Here is a 19812-nt window from a genome sequence, read left to right as displayed (position 1 = left end):
AAAAAATTAGAATCACTACAGGTGCCTGCATCCGTAATGATTTCGTACTAATCGAAAAGCAGAGAAGTAGCATTGGTTTAGCTAAATAATTGCATAAGGGAGGGAATATTATGTCTAATATTGGGGATTCAACACAAGAAAATCTATTAAATCGCTCGATGAAAAGTCGTCATTTGTTTATGCTATCACTTGGTGGGGTAATTGGGACGGGATTATTTTTAAATGCAGGTTATACGATTAATCAGGCAGGTCCGGGAGGGGCTATTCTTGGTTACTTATTCGGTGGTTTAATCTTATATATGGTGATGGTATGTCTTGGAGAACTTGCTGTTCATATGCCGGTAACAGGTTCTTTTCAGACTTATGCGACTCGATATATTAGTCCATCTGCAGGATTTTCACTAGGATGGATGTATTTTGTAGGTTCGGCTGCAACAGCTGGAGTGGAATTTACGGCTGCCGGAATACTAATGCAGCATTGGTTCCCTGACATTCCAATCTGGATATGGTGTGCGATTTTCATGGTTTTATTATTCGCTTTGAATGCGCTTACAACAAAAGCTTTTGCAGAGGCCGAGTTTTGGTTTGCAGGTATTAAGGTCGTCGCGGTAGTTCTGTTTATTATCATTGGCGCTGCAGCGATTTTTGGAATTATACCAATGGAAGAAAGAGCGGCACCACTTGCGACCAATTTAGCACCTTCAGGGTTGTTCCCAGCTGGAATTGTTATTGTTTTTCTCACAATGATGAATGTTATTTTCTCCTACCAAGGATCTGAGTTAGTTGGTATTGCAGCGGGAGAAACAGAAAACCCGGAAAAGAATATTCCAAAAGCTATTCGTACTATTATTATTAGAATTGTCGTATTTTATATTGCATCTATTATTGTACTATCAGCTATTTTCCCAGCATCTGAACTTGGATTGCTTGAAAGTCCGTTTGTTACGTTAATGAATTTAGCTGGAATACCGTACGCTGGTAGTATTATGAATTTTGTTATTTTAACTGCCATTTTGTCCGTGGGAAATTCATGTTTGTATGCATCCACTCGTTTATTGTGGTCGATGGCAAAAGAAGGCATGGCGCCGAAAGTGTTCGGTCGTCTATCTAAACGAAAAGTTCCACTTACTGCTTTACTATTCACAATGGCTTTTTCTTTACTATCATTATTGACAAGTGTAATGGAGGCCGACACAGTATTCGTATTGTTAATGTCGATCGCAGGGATTTCTGTCACTATTTCATGGATGGGAATTGCGGCTTCCCAATTAATGTTTCGTCGCCAATATATAAAGAATGGCGGTAAACTGGAAGATTTGGGTTATAAAGTTCCCTTCTATCCGTTTGTTCCGCTATTCTGTATTGCGTTTTGTTTACTGATCTTAGTATTTTTAGCGTTTGATCCGACACAGCGAGTTGGTCTGTACTATGGTGTAGGCTTTTTCATCGCCTGTTTCCTGTTCTATAAATTAAGATTAGAGAAAAAGAACAATCAAGCAGCTTTAGTAAAAAGTAAAGTCGTTCAGGAGAACTAATTGTTTTGTATTTGACGTTAGTAATAAAGGCAAATTAAGATGAGTCAATTATTCAGTTTCATAAAACATCAGAATCCCCCTGGAACATGTGTTACTTGTTCCAGGGGGATTCTTGTTTGAAATACCACATAATATACTTTCAGACACGTTTTTAAACCCATTACTGCTCAATTAATTTATTCTTGTTTCATTCATCAAAAAGTTCAACCTGCAATCTTCTTCAATTACCCATAGCTATCTCCTCTATCCATTTCTATATTTGTTTATTTCTTAGAATACTACCTAGCGAAGTGTCATAGAAAGTGAAGATCAGTTTTTTCTGATACAATGGTTATTACCTCATTACACTTATAACAAAAATGAGTTGCATACAATGATAATAACTATAATACATACAATGAGGTGAAATAGATGAATTACATTCGTAACCTGCTTTTAAGTTTTGGCATGGATGCTATCTTAGTCGGGTATCTTTCCATTATTACCATGACTCTTTTAATATTGACCCTCTGTCTTGTAGCTAATTTTATTACTAAAAAGGTAGTAATCAGGATAATCTCTAAAGTCGTGAAAAACACTAAGTTTCGTTGGGATGAACTTCTTTTAGAAAGGAAAGTTTTTCATAAGCTATCACATATAGTTCCAGCGATTATTATTTATTATTTTGCTTTCACTTTTCCATCACCCATTCAACAGTTGATAGAAAATGGGGCAATTGCGTATTTAATAATTATGGGGCTAGTAATTATCAATAGCTCTTTAAATGCAATGAATGATATTTATCAAACCTATGAAGTATCTAGGACTAAGCCTATTAAAGGATATATTCAGGTCCTTAAAATTATTATCATAACGCTTGGGATTATCCTACTGATTGCGAACCTAATCGGGAAGAGCCCACTTATTCTTCTAAGTGGAATTGGGGCTCTCTCCGCTGTATTCTTGTTGGTTTTTAAAGATTCGTTATTAGGTCTTGTTGCGGGGATTCAGTTGTCGACCAATGATATGGTTCAGGTTGGGGACTGGGTTGAAATGCCAAAATATGGCGCAGACGGAGACATTATTGATATCTCCCTTAATACAGTGAAGGTACAAAACTTTGATAAAACAATTACGATGATTCCTAGCTATGCCCTCATATCCGATTCTTTTATAAATTGGCGAGGGATGCAAAAATCTGGAGGACGACGTATTAAGCGTTCATTATTTATTGATACAAACAGTATTTCATTTTGTACGGAGGAAATGATCAATAACTATAAAAATATCGACTATCTTTCCGACTATGTAACGGATAGGGAACGTGAAATTGAAGAATACAATACGAGCAATAAAATTAATCAAAGCAATCGAGTGAATGGTAGAGCTCTTACGAATATTGGTGTATTTAGAGCTTATATTACCACCTATCTTCAACATCATTCTGGAATCCATCAGGAAATGACCTTAATGGTTAGACAGTTAGCGCCAACCGAAAACGGGTTACCATTAGAAATATATGCATTTACAAATGATATACAATGGGATGTATATGAAACGGTTCAAGCAGATATCTTTGACCATCTTTTTGCCGTAGCACCGGAGTTTGGAATTCAATTGTTCCAGAATCCAACCGGGAATGATTTTAAAAAAATTGCAGATATATGAAACACTGGCCCTAAATTAAAGCAGGTGTAGAAAAAGATGTCTTTTTCTACACCTGCTTTTTTGTATGCCTAGGAAGCCACCCTACAATGTATAAAGAGTCGCACATTTCTTTGTCTAACTATTTTTTGTTGTTACCTGTTAAATTGTTTGCAGCGTTTTTTGTTGCATCAACAGCGTTCATTGCAACATTTTCTGTAGCTTCTAATGCATTATGCGCGGTTTCAAATGCAGATCCTGCTGTGTTTTTAATGCTCTTTGCGACACTTTTGTTATTTCTTTGATTTTGATTATTTCCTTGATTAGCCATAAATTCACCTCCTATACACAGGGATAGGATGTGTTTTATGTCGTTCATTATTCGGACTACTTCTCACTTTTAGCAGAGTAATGAAAATTATATCCAAAGTTTTTTATTAAATTTTTCCTAATATGAACTAATCTTAAAAGGCTGAGATAAGCCATTGCGCTCCGTATAACCATTTTATTTTTTTATCTTCTATAATAAGAATTTATTCACTTAGTTCCTGTTCATATACAGCTTTTCTTTTCTGCACTTTTTGATGCAATGTGTCTATTGCCATTCTTGTTGTATCCAAGTAGCCAATTGTTTGCTCGAATGTATTCGTTGCAATACACATAAAGAGCATATCAATTACATGTAGCTGTGCCAGTCTGGAAGATGTCGCACCACTTCGAAATGTAGGTTCTAAAGAGCTTGCAGTAAACAAATTGATTTCTGCTAAATCTGCTACTAGAGAATTACCATAACGTGTTAAACTAATGGTCTTAGCACCAGTTTGCATTCCAATTTCTAATATTTTTGCAACTTCATGTGTATTACCTGAAGAGGAAATACCAAGAATTACATCCTCTTTCGACGCATTGGCAACTGCGGTTGCTGCTAAATGTACATCCGGGTAATAGGAGCAATGCTTGTTAATACGCATAAATTTTTGTTGTACATCCATTGCCGCAATGCCTGATGCACCAACGCCAAAAATATAAATATGAGATGCCTGCAAAATAGCTTCAACAGCCTTTGTTAATTGCACCATATCGAGCATATTGGTTGTTTCTCGTATTGACCTTATACTTTGAAGTGTGATTTTTTCAACCATCGATTCAAACGCTTCATTTGGTTCAATATCCCGTAGGTCCTGACGCTCATTCTGCAAGTCACCAGCAATCCTTAGCTTTAAATCTTGAAAGCTATTTACTTGAAGTGACTTACAAAGCCTGATAACAGCGGCACTACTCGTACCACTTACTTTACCTAATTCTACAGCCGTTAAATTAATAGACTCCTTTGGAAACTTTAATATATAATCAGCGATTTTTCTTTCTGAACGAGGCAGACGATCAATCATTTCTTCCATTATTGATAATCCCGCATTCACTTTTTGTGTCATTTCACACCTCTACATCTTTATTTCTTTGCCTTTTCTCCAATTGCCATGCGGACTTTTCCATTTGCTTTTTCCAATAAATCTGCACCTTCATTAGCTGACGCACCAGTTAAAATTATTACTATCGCTTGCTTTACATTAAATTCAGTTTCAACAAGCACTTTCTCTGCTTCTTCATATGTAATATTTGTTGCTTCACAAACAATCATTTTTGCCCGTTCTTTTAATTTGTAATTACTAGCATGCACATCTACCATTAAATTTTTATATACCTTACCAATTTGTATCATCGATGCAGTAGAAATCATGTTAACAACCATTTTATGCGCTGTGGCAGCTTTTAAACGGGTAGAACCAGTCAATATTTCAGGACCAGTTTCTACTTCAATAGCTACATCGGCATATCGGCTAATAGCAGATTGTAGATTGCTTGATAGACTAATTGTTTTAGCACCTACTGATTGCGCATATGATAAAGCACCAATAACGTAGGGAGTTCTCCCACTAGCAGCAATTCCAATCACCACATCACTAGATGTAAGATCTAATTTCATTAAATCATGTTTACCCAGCTCGTGATCGTCCTCTGCACCTTCCACAGCAATCATAACCGCACCATAGCCACCCGCTAGCACAGCCTGCACCATTTGTGGTGATGTACTAAAAGTTGGAGGGCACTCTACTGCATCTAGTAACCCAATCCGACCACTAGTCCCTGCTCCTATATAAAGCAATCTACCATCATTTGAGAGCATTTTGTGCACAATATGAATCGCTTCCTCAATCTGTGGTAAAGCCTTCTGAACGGCTAGTGCAACTGTTTGATCTTCTTCGTTCATCGTGCTAATTATTTCTTTCACCGTCATGATATCTAGGTTTTTTGTTTTAGGGTTGATACTCTCAGTTCCCAGTTTTTCCAATTCGTTCATTTATATCATACCTTTCAGAGGTTATGTTCATCCATAACTTTTGCCCATGACTTAGTAACTTCTATTCTTAGTTTTGGAGTGAGTGCTATGCCTTCACTTGCTAGTGCATATAAATACGAGCCCACAACTGGAGGTAGGGAAGGTATATACAATTCATTATCAAACTTACCCATCGCATCTTTAAATGTCGCGAAAAATAGTTCATTGGAAAATAACCCTCCACAAAGCACGATAGGTAACTCTCTAGCATTCTTTTCTCTATTAAAAATGGTAGTAAGAAGTTCGACTAATGCGCTAACCGCCTGATGGATTATTTCAACTGCTGGTTCATACTTTCGTTCAGCTAAATCTAGTACAGACATAGCTAATGAAGCAATCGATGTACGCGGATTCTCTTGTTCATAAACCGCAGTAATAATATCAGAGGTATTTTGTAGATTGTAATGCTGTAAAACCGCTTGCGTTAACCTTTCCACTTGAACAAGCTCACCTTGCTGGTCATAATACTTTGTGACAAAGCGAAGTGCTTCGTTTCCGATATAATACCCACTACCATTATCACCAAATAGATATCCCCAACCTCCAGAACGTGTAGTTCTACCTCCATTATCTTGCACTAAATAAGCAATGGAGCCCGTTCCTGCAATAACGACTAGCCCATTCAAGCTAAAGGTTCCACTAACTAAAGCTGGGAGCGCATCATTTGTAATCTGAATAGGACATAGGTGTGGTGAAAAGTAGCTCTTCATCCAGTCATACCAGGTTTTTTTATCTGATTCTCGATCACCACCTGCAGTTCCGATAAATAGGCCGGAAACTTGTTCTTTTTTTATTCCAGACGTCTTTATTAGTTTATTTAATAATTCAAACATTTGTATACGTACCTTTTCAGGTTTCGTAGATTTTATATTTGACCCTTCCCCTACAACTGTGCCAATTATTCTACCAGTACTATCGCCAATAACACAGCTTGTTTTCGTGCCTCCACCATCTACACCGATAAAATAATTCTTACTTAACTGCACCTGCAGTCAGTCCCTCCATAAATTGTTTTGATGCAATAAAGAATAAGATCATCATTGGTAAAGAAGCAAGTGTCAACCCGGCGAATAAGGAGCCCCAATCTGCAGAATGTTCACCAAATAGCGACAACATGCCAACTGGTATTGTCATCTTTGCTTTCTCTGTTATAAATATTAATGGAAAGAAAAAATCATTCCATGCAGAGATAAAGTTTACAATTACAACGGTACCTAGTGCTGGTCTCATTAATGGAAGAAGTACACTCCAAAGAACACGTAAGTTTCCTGCTCCGTCCATTCTTGCTGCTTCCTCTAGCTCTATAGGCATCGTTTTAAAAAATCCTGTTAATATAAGTATTGTTAATGGAGTACCTGTTGCGATATTCATAAAAATAAGTGACCAAAGAGAATTGATTAGACCTAAATCACGCATTAATATAAATAATGGTACTATCCCTAATTTAATCGGAATCATCATTCCCAATAAAAATATAAAGAAAATGGCATTGTTCCAGCTAAATTTAAAGCGTGCAATATAATAAGCTGCTAACGAACAAAAAACGACTACCAGCACAACCGACGTCACACTAACAATTACACTGTTCATAAAATATTGATCGAACGGAACTTTGCCCATTAATGTTCTATACGTGTCTAAGGTAAATTTAGTAGGTAAGCCTAAAGGATCCTTGAATATTTCGGCACTTGTTTTAAACGACGACAAAAACATTAAAAATATGGGGTACAAACTGATAGTCGCTACAGCGAATACAATGACATAATAAAATGGTTTCGACCACATTGAACTATTCTTCATATACTCACCCTTACATTTCTACTTCTTTTTTGTTGGTAAACTTCAGAAATATCATTGTACATATCAAGATAAAGAAAAATAATACTGCCGCTAAAGCAGAACCTACTCCTAAAGCATCAGAACTTCCAGATGTGGAGCTACCAAACGCTAAACGATAAAAGAATACCGCTAGAGTGTCGGTTGAATAATACGGCTCTCCCATTGATCCTTGCATAGCATATACGAGTTCAAATGCCTCGAAAGACTGTATGAACGTTAATACTGTCATGATCATAATAGAAGGAACCATTAAAGGTAAATAAATTTTGCGAAGCATTGTCATTCCTTTTGCACCATCTAATCTAGCAGCTTCTATTAGTTCACCCGGAATACTTTGAAAACCTGCTAAAAAAATTAGGACCCCGAATCCTAAACCGAACCAACAATTTACCAAAATGATGGAAACAAGCGCTGTATTTGGATCTCCAAGCCAAGCTCTTTGTAATTCCTCGAGTCCTAATCTGCCTAGCAGAATATTCAACGTACCAAAATTAGGATTTAAGATAAGCTTCCATAAAAAACCAACAACAATTACGGATAATAAACGAGGCAAGAAAAAGGCAATTTTGAAAAACTCAGCACCCTTCACTTTTTTATAAATGATAAAAGCAAGTATAAATGCCAATCCATTCATAGCTACCATTTGAAGTCCAAAGTAAAGAACGTTATGCTTGAAAGCATTTATAAACATAGATCCATAAGGCTCCGTCGTAAATAATGTAACGAAATTGTCAAAACCGACAAAAGACTCTCGTGAAAAGCCATTGAACGAATAAAAGCTATAGGATAATGCAGCTAATATAGGATATAGCACGAACAAACCATAAATAATTAATGCAGGGATGGGGAAAAGGTGGATAGTCCAGCTTTTCCCTATTTTTCTTCCCTTCTTTTTTGAAGCTGTTTGCACAGTCGTCATCATTCACAGCCTCCTTTTTTGTTATTTAAAAGGCTCAAATGAAATTTCTGCATTTCCCTGCACTTTTTGAGCTACCTCTGCTGGTGTTACCTCACCTAAATACATCCCTTGTAATTCTGTTTCTAGCACTGTTTTCGTTGTTGGATCTCCACTAACAAAGTTAACAACCCAGTAATATGGTGTTGAACTAGATTCCACTGTTTTACTTAACTCGCCAAGAAGCTCATCATCTGATGTTATTCCTGGAATTGCACTGATCATTTTGAACTCATCAACAAATAGTTCGCCAAACTCTTTTGTTGTTAAAAATTCTAAGAATGTTTTTGCTGCTTCAATGTTTTTAGATTTTGCATTAATAGCAAATGATCCATCTACCCAAGTTGTAACGCTTTGATTACCGTTTTTAGATGGCATTGGGAAAAAGCCGAAATCTAAATCAGGATTTAATTCACTCACAACCGGGATTTCCCAGCTTCCAAGTGGGAACATCGCTGCTTGTTCCATCGCAAATATTGTACGAATATCATCCATTCCTAGTCCTTCTGAATTTGCAGGGAAATATTTTTTCAAATCATTCATTGCTTCTATCGATTCAACAAACGCTGGATCTGAAAAGTCAGTTTCACCAGTAACCAGTTTATCTGCAAAGACATTACCATCTAACACACCTGACCCTACTATTCCGTGTGTTAAAGATAGTAACCAGCCTTCTTTAGTTCCCATGGCAATTGGCGTAATACCTGCGTCCAATAGTTTTTCATTCACTTCGATAAATTCATCCCATGTTGCTGGTACTTCAAGTCCTTGATCTGCAAATATTTTTTTGTTATAGAAAAATTGAGTTGAACTAATGTTTAAAGGAACACCATACTGCTCTCCATCCGCTCCTTTAGAAGCTGCTAAATAATTCTCTGAATATTGATCCAATCCATCAATGTCAGAAATCGGCTCAACAAACCCTGCATCAGCTAGCTTCAGCCCAGCTGCATATGGACGTAAGTGGAAGATATCCGGACCTTCTCCAGCTTGTAAAGCAGTATTTAAAATGGTGTTGTATTCTGTATTTTTAGTTGGGCTAAACTCAACTTGAATATTAGGATTTGTTTCGTTGAATAAAGCAATTACTTTTTCGTATTTTGGTCCATCTTCTGTACGCCAACTACCAATTGTAAGTTTTACTTTTTCTTCTACTTTTTCTTCTGAACTCGTCACCTCTTTTTCACTATTACCGTCTTTAGCATCTGTTGCTGTTTCATCGCCACTATCTGAACAAGCTGCTAAAACAATTGTAACTAGCATTGCAAATAAAAATAGAATTAAATATCTTGTCATTTTTCTCATTTTTAATACGCCCCTTTTAATTTGAATTGTACATTTCATAAACTAAATCATGAACCCCTTGCCTTAGCTCTCTTACATGAGTGTGCCTTCCGTAATGAACTGCATTTGTTAACAAAACTACAAATAACTTCTCCTTTGGCTCTAGCCATATAGATGTACCTGTAAATCCTGTATGCCCAAAAGAGCCTACCCTCCACCTCCTACCACATGGTAAGACTGGTTCAATACCAGACCAAACCTCAAAGCCCAAGCCTCGATGTTGGAATAATAGAGTATGACATAAATCCATCCATTCAGACTTTATGACTGACTGATCTGAAATTCCTAGCCAGTATTTTGCGTACAGCACTAAGTCCTTTACATCTGAAAATAGTCCTGCACTTCCGGAAACTCCTGATAATAACAGTGCCTTTTCATCGTGGACCTCTCCTTGAACATATTGCTCATCAACCATTTCAGTAGAGGCAATATTGGGTAAGTCTTCCATTGGTGGATTGAAGCTCGTATGATGCATCTTCCACGGTCGAAAGATTTCCATTTCTGCAAATCTATCTAAAGATCTACCAGATACTTTTTGTATGATTTCCCCTAGTAAAATCATACCTAAATCGCTATAGACTACTGCTTTCCCTGTAACATATCCTAGTTTTGATTGGTAAACTTCAGTCAGTATGTTTCTATTCTCATGTCGTTGAACCGGCGGTGTTAGATCTGCCTGTAAACCACTATTGTGTTGAAGAAGATGCTGAACGGTTACCGAATCGTATCGGAAATCAGGTAAAAATTTCTGGACCGGATCCTCTAAGGCTATATCCCCTTTTGACAATAACAACAAGACAGAAGGTAAGGTTGCTATTATCTTTGTTAAAGAAGCGACATCGAAAATAGTATCTTCCGTAATATAACGATAACAACCATCTTTAGCCGTATATCCACCGCAGCTATGTTTAAATAAAATTTCCTCCCCCCGTTGAACGTGGATGATAGCACCTGGAATTTTCTTGTTATCAACAAATCCTTGTATATAATCCTCTAGCATTTCCCACCCCCAGAAAATTCTAAAATATCTGTTAATTTAACCTTTTAAAATATTATACTATAAAATATTAAAAATAATGAAATATTTTTTTAATATTAGAGAAATATTTTTTTGTATAGATTCGTATTCGTCTGTGTAAGAAGCAAACGGATAAAACCTTGACCCGCGGTGATTGAGAACAAGCCCACGAAAATCGGTTACCTGTTCTGCATCGCTGTTCTAGCTTCGAAACAGGTAAGTGCGTTGAAGTGGAAATCAACTTTATTCGAATTTCGCTACTAATTCCCTAAAAATCAAAAAAGTAAGATTCATGACAAAAACCCAAATAGTAGCACTTTTAAAGTGCACACTATTTGGGGTTTTTGTGACCTTGCGTCATAAGCAAACATAAACGTATTAGTTAGTAGATGTAGCTGGGAAATAACGACTTTTTAATTTGGTAGATGTTAATTCCAAGACTATCGCTAGAATTAAGATCATGTAAGTGATTAAACCGACCTCTCGCATGTCAAAATAGAATCCAGAAGCCATAAACAATTCGAATCCGATACCACCTGCACCTGCTGCTGCACCCATTGCAACAGCTACAGAGAAATTAATTTCAAATCGCAAAAATGTCCAAGATAGTAAATATGTGAACGTCGAAGGTAAGACAGCATGGGTTACAATATGCCACCAATTAGCAACAGTTGCTGTAAGTGCCTCTAATATCCCCTTATCTACTTCTTCAAAAGCCTCTGAAATTGCTTTTACTAAATAAGCAATTGAGTGAAATAGCATTCCAAGAACGGCAGCTTCACTCCCTAGCCCTGCTGCGATTGCAAAGATTAATACCCATAATACAGTATCCTCCGGAAAATTATAGGAACTCATATGAAATTCACTCGCATTCACAAAGTCAAAAATCCCAGGAAAAGCAGTTTTAAATTTTTTAAGCAAGTCCTCCTTAGTAACAAACTCCTCTGCGGCAGCCACCTGAGCTGGCACCTTTACTGGCTGTACCTCTACTGTACTCGCTGCACTGGCTGCAGATGAAAATATACCATCGATAAAGCAGATGCAGTTAATATAATTCCTATCTTCTTCAAATCAAATAGCCGCACTTTTTCGGTAATAATTATATTGCGAGGTAAATTTTGGGAATTTTATATAAATATAATTTAAATTATTATAAATATTCTTAAATTGGTTAAATTTCATAAATTCATCTTCTTAAAACAAAAATCTCCCTAAAACCAGGTGTTACTGGCTTTAGGGAGATTCTTATTTCTTTAATAGATTGAAATTACTGCTACGCATCCTACTACTATTACTTATTCATTCTTGAAAGGAAATCCCCAAGTAAATCATCTAAGCTTTCAGTTTCGACATGTTCCTCTGAATCTTCTTCTGTAGCGACATGCTCATGTTTTGCTTGCTCCCAGTCAAAGTTCATCAAATCATCTTCTAATTCGTCAGTTGATAATTCTTGTTGATTTTCTTCTGGTTCATTCGAAATATGAGTGTTAGTACTAGTATTAAACCCATCTTCTACTTTTTCAGTTGGCTCCGCTTGTAAATATAGGGCTTGGTCGATATCTAAGGCATTGCTGTTAAGAGAAGCAAGAATAGACATTAAAAATTACCCTGTGTAACAAACAAACATGAAAATATAAACAATCACGTTTGTTTGAATTAACTTGAATGTTTCTTACACAGGGACAAAACACTAATTATTTGTCTAGTTACAAGTAAAAACCCTGAAATCGGCCTTTTTCGGCTAAAATCAGGGTTTCTATTGTTGAAGACTTCTTTAAAACTTCACTTTATTTTATGAAGTTCCCATATCCTTCATATTAATCTAATTTTTTTAGAGTAATAGAAGCGTTTACGCTCGCTTGTGTGCCTCCAATTGGAGTAGCAAGGCCAACTGCTGCTGCAGAAGAATGATTTCGAAGAGTAAGAACATCTCCGGCTCCTATTGTGAATATTGCTTGACCATTGTTTTGCTGCGTCCCGGCACCGGAAGCATATATCGTTCCCGGAACTAGGTTGCCATTTAGAAAAAGAGCAAATTGGTTCGGTTCTGTACCTGACACGGAAAAAGTAACCTCGTAAATACCCGCAGTAGCGACGAGAATCGAAGGTGATCCAGAAGCATGCGTAATTCCAGGCGTCAGAAAACCATTTGTACTAAAATTAACATCCGCCTCTATCGCAACCGTTTGAGCATCTAAGTTGTAAATATACGCTAATTCAGATAAACAATTACATGGCATAATAATTCCCATAATAACCCTCCTTTCAATTATAATATTATAGATTATGCTAAAGATAGTTTTATAGCATGGACAAATATACCAAATTTATGAATTTATTAAGTAATAGGATTTCTTAGGATGCGAAACAATAGTTTTTCTTAAAAGATATTGTTCTATACGCAAACTAGGCATTACATATTTTAGTAATTCACCTTGATAAGGAAGTATAATTAAAAAAGCAAAAAAAGATGTAACAAAATTTATCCTGCATTAACGGGCAATAAAACACTCACTTTAAAAAAATTCCTTGTGTAACAAACAAACATGAAAGTATTAACATTCAAGTTTGTTTCAAGTAACATGAATGTTTCTTACACAGGGACAAAACGAAAAAACCCCAAGTAAAAGCACTTTTTTAAGTGCCCACTATTTGGGGTTTCTAATCTCACGAAACTAATAAAGTATATTTAAAAATTATCTCGTTATTTAGTAGATGTTAATCTAAATCACTTTTTACTTGTTCAAAGAAGATTCTAATTTCTTTAATAGATTAGAAGTATTACTACACATTCTACTAGTATTATTTATTCATTCTTGAAAGAAAATCTCCAAGTAAATCATCTAAGGTTTCAGTTTCGACATGCTGTTCGGAATCTTCTTCCGTAGTAGCATGTTCCTGTTTTGCTTGTTCCCAGTTAAAGTTCATCAAATCATCTTCCAGTTCATCAGTTGGCAATTCTGATTGAATCCCCTCTGGTTCAGCCGAAATATCAGAATTGGTATTATACGCATCCTCTACTTTTTCGGTTGGCTCAGCTTGTAAATATAGGGCTTGGTCAATATCTAAGGCATTGCTGTTAAGAGAGGCAAGAATAGACATTGCACGAACAGGATCTGACAACAATTGATAGACAATATTGCCCAGCATAGCTTCTGAATGTGCGTGTTTAAGCCAGTTACGCTGTTCCTTACTTAACTGTTTCGGCATAGGAATGGTGATAGTTTCTCTATCCTTGGATAAAGAGTTACTTACCCCATCCAAAACAAACTCCGCCATTTTACTTGAAAAGTTTCTGCGCTCAGTTTCTTTTAACTTTTGCATTTGCTTTATAATGTGATCAGGAGTGTCAGAAGGGAGACGAAATGTAATAGCTTGCCCCCTTTGAATCCCGGAATTCCCCGATTTTTCCACGAAATCACCCTATTTTTATACTTTTTGTTTTATTACTTCATTACTTTTTACTTCTTTTTTATTCTTTCTAACAAAATCAGAGATTAACTTATGATAAGCATTTGCCATCATCCAAATGCTCTCTTTTTCATCTTCAAAGAATTCAATATTATAGCCATTTAGGTTGTTATTTAGTGTTTTTAAATACTCTTTTAATACGATTGCTCCGCCACCTACAAAATAGCAGATTTCTGTTTGCGAATTTTTTTGCCAAACATTACGTAAGTGACGATATTCTTTCTTCGCTAAGTCTAAAAGAATTCGGTCAGTAATATCATGAACGCTTGTACGGCTACCGTTAACCATAATATGATTTCGGTCATTTTTTCTAGTGATGATATCTACAACGTCTCTACGACTATCTAATTCCACACCATGCTTCAATCTAATTTCTTCTCGAATGGACTCTAGTGCTTCAGAAACCCCTAAATTGAACCCCTGCGCTTTATCGTCGTCTACATTACGATTCTTAATGACTGCAACATCCGTTGATAGACCACCAATATCTTGAATCAGGATACTTTTGTCTACTAACTCTCTATTAATAATGTTTAAATCATTATCCATTACTAGGTTAATATACGCTGCAAATCCCTCTGGATATATTTTCACTTCATCAAATTTAATATTTACTTTTAACCCTTGGTATTTAGGTGTTACTAAAAATTCTACTTGGTGAACCGATCCTAATAGCTGCGAACGATAGCCTACATCTTTTCCTTCTTTTACTTCGCGAAGTGGTAGACCTGTACCAAGCGTATAGTTTGCATCGATTACATTATTATTCTTTTTAAATACTTCTGCGTTTTCTTTTCTAACTGCATCTAACGCTAATGAAGCAAATAACATTACTAGTGTTTGATCTTCCTCTGATTTGTTGCTACCAGGATCTAATTCAGTTGCATTATCACTTTTCGTTGCTAAGCTACCTACACGATAAATTATATTGTTTTCATTAAGGGCAGGGGAGTGTACTTTAATATGAATTCCTTCAAGTGGATCTTTATCATTCAAATCCTCTATTCCTATAACCGGTCTATCTTCTGTTGATACTGCTATTACATTAGGAATATTTAGTTCATACTCTAATTTTCCAAATATAGCCTTAACGGAGTCGTTCCCTACATCAATTGCACAAATTCTTGAAGTGTTCATCAAATCATCCCTTCATCTATATGTTCTACCATTATAAGGTTATCTTACAGGTAAAGCTTGGTCAATCCACCTAAAGTTGTATTCAAACTGTAAACATTCGACCTATTATCGTATACAAATATTCTTAAATTGTTTACTTGTAATCTTTATTGTGTACATCCCTATACGACGCCTTGTACACTCTTTTGTGTACAAGTATGCTATCTTGTACACAAAACGTTTACTTTTCGTATACTTGTATACACTCAAGAACACTTTCCTTTCATTTAGATATATAGAGGACAATCACTTGCGTTTAGTTACCCATATGCTCCCATTTGCATTTAAACCACGTTTTAAGGCATAAACCATCTAAGACCTATCAGTTGCTAGATATTTAAGTAGAAAGGCACTAGAAGGCCTTATTTAAAGCTGGAATTACAGGGTATATCAATAAACTTCTAAAAATAAAGCTTCCATTCATTAGAAACCAAAAAATCCAAGAAAAGCAATGTATGCTTAACTTGGATTAATATTTTTATTCAATCATTAATATTTCTTTAATATCCTCTTCTGTCATAGTAGACAGCGTGTCCTGACCAGAGTGAATGACTTTATCAATAAGGCTTTTCTTCTTGTGCTGCAGCTGAGTAATTTTTTCTTCGATCGTGCCCTTCGCTATTAAACGAATGACGTGTACTTCGTTTTCTTGACCCATTCGATGAGCTCGGTCTGCCGCTTGCTGTTCCACCGCCGGATTCCACCACAGATCATAAAGAATAACTGTATCTGCACCAGTCAGATTTAACCCAGTCCCCCCTGCTTTTAACGAAATAAGAAATAAATTCCCTTCTCCGTCATTAAAGCGATCACACAACTCTACTCGATCCTCAGATGGAGTTTGGCCATCTAAGTAGAAATAAGGGGTCCCCGCTCGTATGAGTTGTCCTCTAATAATACCTATCATTTGTGTGAACTGTGAAAAGATGAGCACTCGTCTACCTGATGTTCGGCATTCCTTTAAGAGCTCCATCAACTGTTCGAATTTAGCTGAGCTTCCCTTATATCCCTCTACGAAAAGAGCTGGATGACAACATAGCTGGCGAAGTCTTGTTAATCCGGCCAAAATTCTAATACGATTTCTTTGGAGATTTCCTTTTTTCAGATGCTTCAATGCATCCTGTTTAAGTTCTGCCAAATAAGCTGCATATAACGTTTTTTGCTCCATCTGCAATTCCGAATACAGCATCGTTTCTGTTTTCTCTGGTAATTCTTTAAGTACATCCTGTTTCATCCTACGCAAGATAAATGGACGAACTCGTTTTGCAATATTTTCACGGCTTAATTCACTAAAGGCTCTTCTACCAGGCAATAACTCTGGAAATACAACGTGGAATATGGACCAAAGCTCGTCTAATGCGTTCTCGATTGGCGTACCTGTTAAGGCAAATCGGTATTCTGCTTGGATCATCTTCACCGCTTTTGCTGTTTTGGTAACTGGGTTTTTAAAGGCTTGCGCTTCGTCTACAAACAGCGTATGAAAAAGTCGGTTTCGGTATAGCTCAATGTCCATTCGAAGCGTTGGATACGAAGTAATTATTACATCTACAGATGAAGTCTGTTTCCACAAATCACTTCTTTTCGTTTTATCACCATCTATTATCTGTGCTTGAATATGTGGCGTGAATTTCTTTAGCTCATTCCTCCAATTGTATAAGAGTGAGGCAGGGCATACTATTAGCACTGGTAAATTTCGTGCACGAACATCTGGAAGTACAGATTCAATGAAGGCAATACTTTGGAGCGTCTTACCAAGTCCCATGTCATCAGCTAGAATACCACCAAATTTATATTTCGCTAATAATTGGAACCAACGGAATCCTACTTGTTGATATTCTCTAAGTATTCCTTCTAAAGGGATCGGACCATCCAACACTAGGTTTTCAGGGTCGTGTAGGGTTTTCATAAGTTTAGCAAATTGCTCTCCCGGCTCCACCAGGTCGCTTTGCTCTAAAGAGTCAATCATTTGCATTCCTTTTATTAACGGAACATGGATTTCATCATCAAACGTATCTGTCGTAATTCCCATATCAATGATAAAGCTAGATAACGCTTGGTATTCAGGAGTCTCAAGTGAAACTAAATTGCCTCCTGGAATACGGTAAAATTTTCGTTTTTCTTCGATGGCAGCCATCAACCGCTTGATTTCCTTTTCCGGAATTTCTTTCAGATCAAACTTAAACTCTAGCCAATCTGTTCGCTCTTTTACTTCCACTCTTATCCTCGGACCAATATATCCTCTTTGTACACGCATTTTAACAGCTGTAGAGGCGTAAATTTGAACCCGTTTATCCATTTTTGATAATACATGATATAAAAAGTGATACTCTGCCTCTTCGTCGAATAAGTAGAATCCACCCGGCGTTTGGGTAAATCCATTCTCCAAAAGTACATCAATGATTTGCTGTTCCTTACTGAGCTGACGTCTCATACCCGGATAATGCATAACTTCTTGCTCTATCTCCTCACAAGGGTTAAGAACAAGATGTCCATATTGAAATTCAAGACCTGCAAGTATTCGGTGCTTGACTCGGTCTAAAAATAGCTTAACTCGAAGTGGAGTTTCTCCCATTCTTTTTGAAATGGAATCCGCTATATGAACATGACCTAGTTTCATGAAACCCGGTATAGTTCTTTCCATAAATTGATCGATTTGACTCTCTGAAATAACTAGTTCATGCTTGCCAGATTGATCGAGCATTTCCTTTAATTCTGCTAGTCTTTTACACTCTTCTGGAGGAAGCTTATACAGAACACCTTGTGAAAATGTATAGCCATAGCCTTTAAATACAATAATTTTGTCCAACCCTTCCACATTCAGCTGGTAATTCGTCGTATTTGCTTCATCAAATGCAAAACGTAGGGGCAATTCTTTGCCAAACTGCAATCCTATATACGTTTTATCTTCGTGCATGAATTTCACTAGTGGCACTGTCGTCAATAATGGAAGTAGCTGATCCCAATCGGATGCAGAAATGAGTAAAGTATCCACCTGTCCCCCCTGCTCATGCTTCCCTTTTTTTAATAGTTGAAGAACTGCATCCGTTTCTTTTGCAAAGCTATAAATTTCCTGCACATAGAACTGTCCTGGAGCATATTCAAATGGTTCCTTTTTTTCCATACTCTGTAGAAAATTCTTTGCGTTAGAAATACTATGCAATACATTTGGACCGACATTTAACTGAATTCCAAATCCGTATTCCCCTTTTTCTAGGGGTACTGGACGGCATATAAATTCCACCTGTAGCGTTTGTCTTTTATCGAAATGTAGTTGCTTAGCAGTTGGATGTACAGATCTATTTTCAAATAAATCAAGCATTCTTGTTGCCAGACGTTCCTCTGTTTCCTTTTCTTCCACTACAAATAATACTGCTGCAATATGCTGACAATACGTTTTGACAAATCCTATAGGTGGGCAAGTACATGTAGCTCCAAACTTTCCATCAGAATCTGCTACGATCATAACCTCAACATCCTCAACGGCATGCACAGTCGCTTTTATAACCGAATCATCTGGTTGAAAAGAATTTACCTTTACTTTTCCTGCTTGATAATAGGATTTTCCTTTTTTATAGGCTGTTACCCCACATAATTTTTTCATCTTTGATTCATTCATCGAAAAGTTCATTGCATATCCTTTCTCGACCTTTTTTTTCAATAATTTCTGTTGATCGTCTAGTTACCTTACCAATTGCTTAATCTTAACATATACCTTCATTCTATCCTGTAAATCCATTGGTATATATCCCTTCAGAAAAACCAGGCAAAAAAACGCCCGTTCCTCTAGGATCTAAACCTTTTTCTACTGTTTTCGAATGGCTTTGTACAGATTTATTGCTATATAATTACCATTTGATTTTTTAATGATGCTGGTCGTGACTGAAGTCACGACCAGCATCTTTTTTTCTCGGTAATCTTATGGCTATTAACTGTCCGTCGCCCTTCTACAACTTTTAAAAACGGGTTAGTTCATTTTTGGGTAACTAGAGAAAAGATACTATCCTAATGACAGTCTAAGTACGCGACATCGTGGTGCTCCTGCGCAAAGCTCGTCGCAAAATAAAAAAACATTTCGCAACGACTGCCTGACCCGCATCGTGCGGGCCTGAAGATGCAATTTCGTTCGCTATTTCGCTTCTTTATTTAGTAAACACTTACTAATTCTCTTTTTACCACTATATAAAAGAAGATCTCATTTCTTCCTAATTTATTCAATAGTCGATTTTATCCCTATATTAACTTTGTCTACTCTTATCGTCTTAGCGATAAGCTCTGCTAATCTTCTTATCGAGTACTACTCACTTAATTGATTGGAGTGAAAGGTGGCGACTCCAGCGGGATGAGGGAGACAGATGAGACATCACAGCGACGCGCAAGCGACGGTGATGGCTCATCGCTCACCCCGCGGAACGCGTCCACCTGAAACGGAAATCAGCAGTATTATTCATTCTTT

15 protein-coding genes and 1 pseudogene are annotated in these 19812 nt (G+C 36.8%); 2 read left to right on the top strand and 14 right to left on the bottom strand.

Annotated features, from left to right (window positions below; translation table 11 throughout):
- The first annotated feature begins 110 nt into the window (after positions 1-110).
- Together LDK52_RS13285 and LDK52_RS13280 are read left to right on the top strand one after the other, a co-directional pair.
- Positions 111-1535, top strand: a complete 1425-nt coding sequence (locus LDK52_RS13285) for an amino acid permease (RefSeq protein ID WP_277586439.1) — start codon at positions 111-113, stop codon at positions 1533-1535.
- A gap of 411 nt (positions 1536-1946) precedes the next feature.
- The gene (locus LDK52_RS13280) at positions 1947-3182 is read left to right on the top strand and encodes a mechanosensitive ion channel family protein (RefSeq protein ID WP_277586438.1); all 1236 of its coding nucleotides are present in this window, start codon (positions 1947-1949) and stop codon (positions 3180-3182) included.
- Positions 3183-3300: 118 nt separating this feature from the next.
- On the opposite strand, the gene LDK52_RS13275 is transcribed toward LDK52_RS13280, so the two are convergent.
- The 14 genes and pseudogenes from LDK52_RS13275 to LDK52_RS13210 all read right to left on the bottom strand — a co-directional run bounded on the left by LDK52_RS13275 (position 3301) and on the right by LDK52_RS13210 (position 18987).
- The gene (locus tag LDK52_RS13275) at positions 3301-3489 is read right to left on the bottom strand and encodes a hypothetical protein (protein WP_277586437.1); all 189 of its coding nucleotides are present in this window, start codon (positions 3487-3489) and stop codon (positions 3301-3303) included.
- Between the two features lie 202 nt (positions 3490-3691).
- Positions 3692-4591, bottom strand: coding sequence for a MurR/RpiR family transcriptional regulator (locus LDK52_RS13270; RefSeq protein ID WP_277586436.1), 900 nt, complete (start codon positions 4589-4591; stop codon positions 3692-3694).
- A 17-nt stretch (positions 4592-4608) separates the two neighbouring features.
- Complete coding sequence (gene murQ / locus LDK52_RS13265; protein ID WP_277586435.1) at positions 4609-5517, bottom strand: N-acetylmuramic acid 6-phosphate etherase; 909 nt, start codon at positions 5515-5517, stop codon at positions 4609-4611.
- Positions 5518-5531: 14 nt separating this feature from the next.
- Positions 5532-6542 carry an N-acetylglucosamine kinase gene (locus LDK52_RS13260; protein ID WP_277586434.1) on the bottom strand — a complete coding sequence of 337 codons (1011 nt, stop codon included), beginning with the start codon at positions 6540-6542 and terminating at the stop codon, positions 5532-5534.
- Complete coding sequence (locus LDK52_RS13255) at positions 6529-7356, bottom strand: carbohydrate ABC transporter permease (protein ID WP_277586433.1); 828 nt, start codon at positions 7354-7356, stop codon at positions 6529-6531. The genes LDK52_RS13260 and LDK52_RS13255 overlap by 14 nt, the downstream gene beginning before the upstream one ends.
- Before the next feature lie 10 nt (positions 7357-7366).
- On the bottom strand, positions 7367-8314 hold the full coding sequence (locus tag LDK52_RS13250; RefSeq protein ID WP_277586472.1) for a carbohydrate ABC transporter permease: 948 nt from the start codon (positions 8312-8314) through the stop codon (positions 7367-7369).
- 21 nt (positions 8315-8335) lie between these two features.
- The gene (locus tag LDK52_RS13245) at positions 8336-9655 is read right to left on the bottom strand and encodes an ABC transporter substrate-binding protein (RefSeq protein ID WP_277586432.1); all 1320 of its coding nucleotides are present in this window, start codon (positions 9653-9655) and stop codon (positions 8336-8338) included.
- A 16-nt stretch (positions 9656-9671) separates the two neighbouring features.
- Positions 9672-10694, bottom strand: a complete 1023-nt coding sequence (locus LDK52_RS13240) for a serine hydrolase domain-containing protein (protein ID WP_277586431.1) — start codon at positions 10692-10694, stop codon at positions 9672-9674.
- A 396-nt stretch (positions 10695-11090) separates the two neighbouring features.
- Positions 11091-11540, bottom strand: a pseudogene (locus LDK52_RS13235) (ABC transporter permease subunit); the annotation flags it as partial.
- A 463-nt stretch (positions 11541-12003) separates the two neighbouring features.
- On the bottom strand, positions 12004-12309 hold the full coding sequence (locus LDK52_RS13230) for a hypothetical protein (protein WP_277586430.1): 306 nt from the start codon (positions 12307-12309) through the stop codon (positions 12004-12006).
- Between the two features lie 220 nt (positions 12310-12529).
- On the bottom strand, positions 12530-12964 hold the full coding sequence (locus tag LDK52_RS13225; RefSeq protein ID WP_277586429.1) for a BclA C-terminal domain-containing protein: 435 nt from the start codon (positions 12962-12964) through the stop codon (positions 12530-12532).
- 550 nt (positions 12965-13514) lie between these two features.
- Positions 13515-14126 carry a hypothetical protein gene (locus LDK52_RS13220; protein ID WP_277586428.1) on the bottom strand — a complete coding sequence of 204 codons (612 nt, stop codon included), beginning with the start codon at positions 14124-14126 and terminating at the stop codon, positions 13515-13517.
- A gap of 15 nt (positions 14127-14141) precedes the next feature.
- Positions 14142-15320 (bottom strand): ParM/StbA family protein, encoded by a 1179-nt coding sequence (locus LDK52_RS13215; RefSeq protein ID WP_277586427.1) that lies wholly within the window; start codon positions 15318-15320, stop codon positions 14142-14144.
- A gap of 517 nt (positions 15321-15837) precedes the next feature.
- Positions 15838-18987 (bottom strand): DEAD/DEAH box helicase, encoded by a 3150-nt coding sequence (locus LDK52_RS13210; protein WP_277586426.1) that lies wholly within the window; start codon positions 18985-18987, stop codon positions 15838-15840.
- Between the last annotated feature and the right edge of the window lie 825 nt (positions 18988-19812).

It is taken from the genome of Psychrobacillus antarcticus, assembly GCF_029533155.1.
Lineage (GTDB): Bacteria > Bacillota > Bacilli > Bacillales_A > Planococcaceae > Psychrobacillus > Psychrobacillus antarcticus.
Note: the sequence above shows the minus strand (reverse complement) of the source record. Positions and strands in the feature narration are given on the sequence as shown.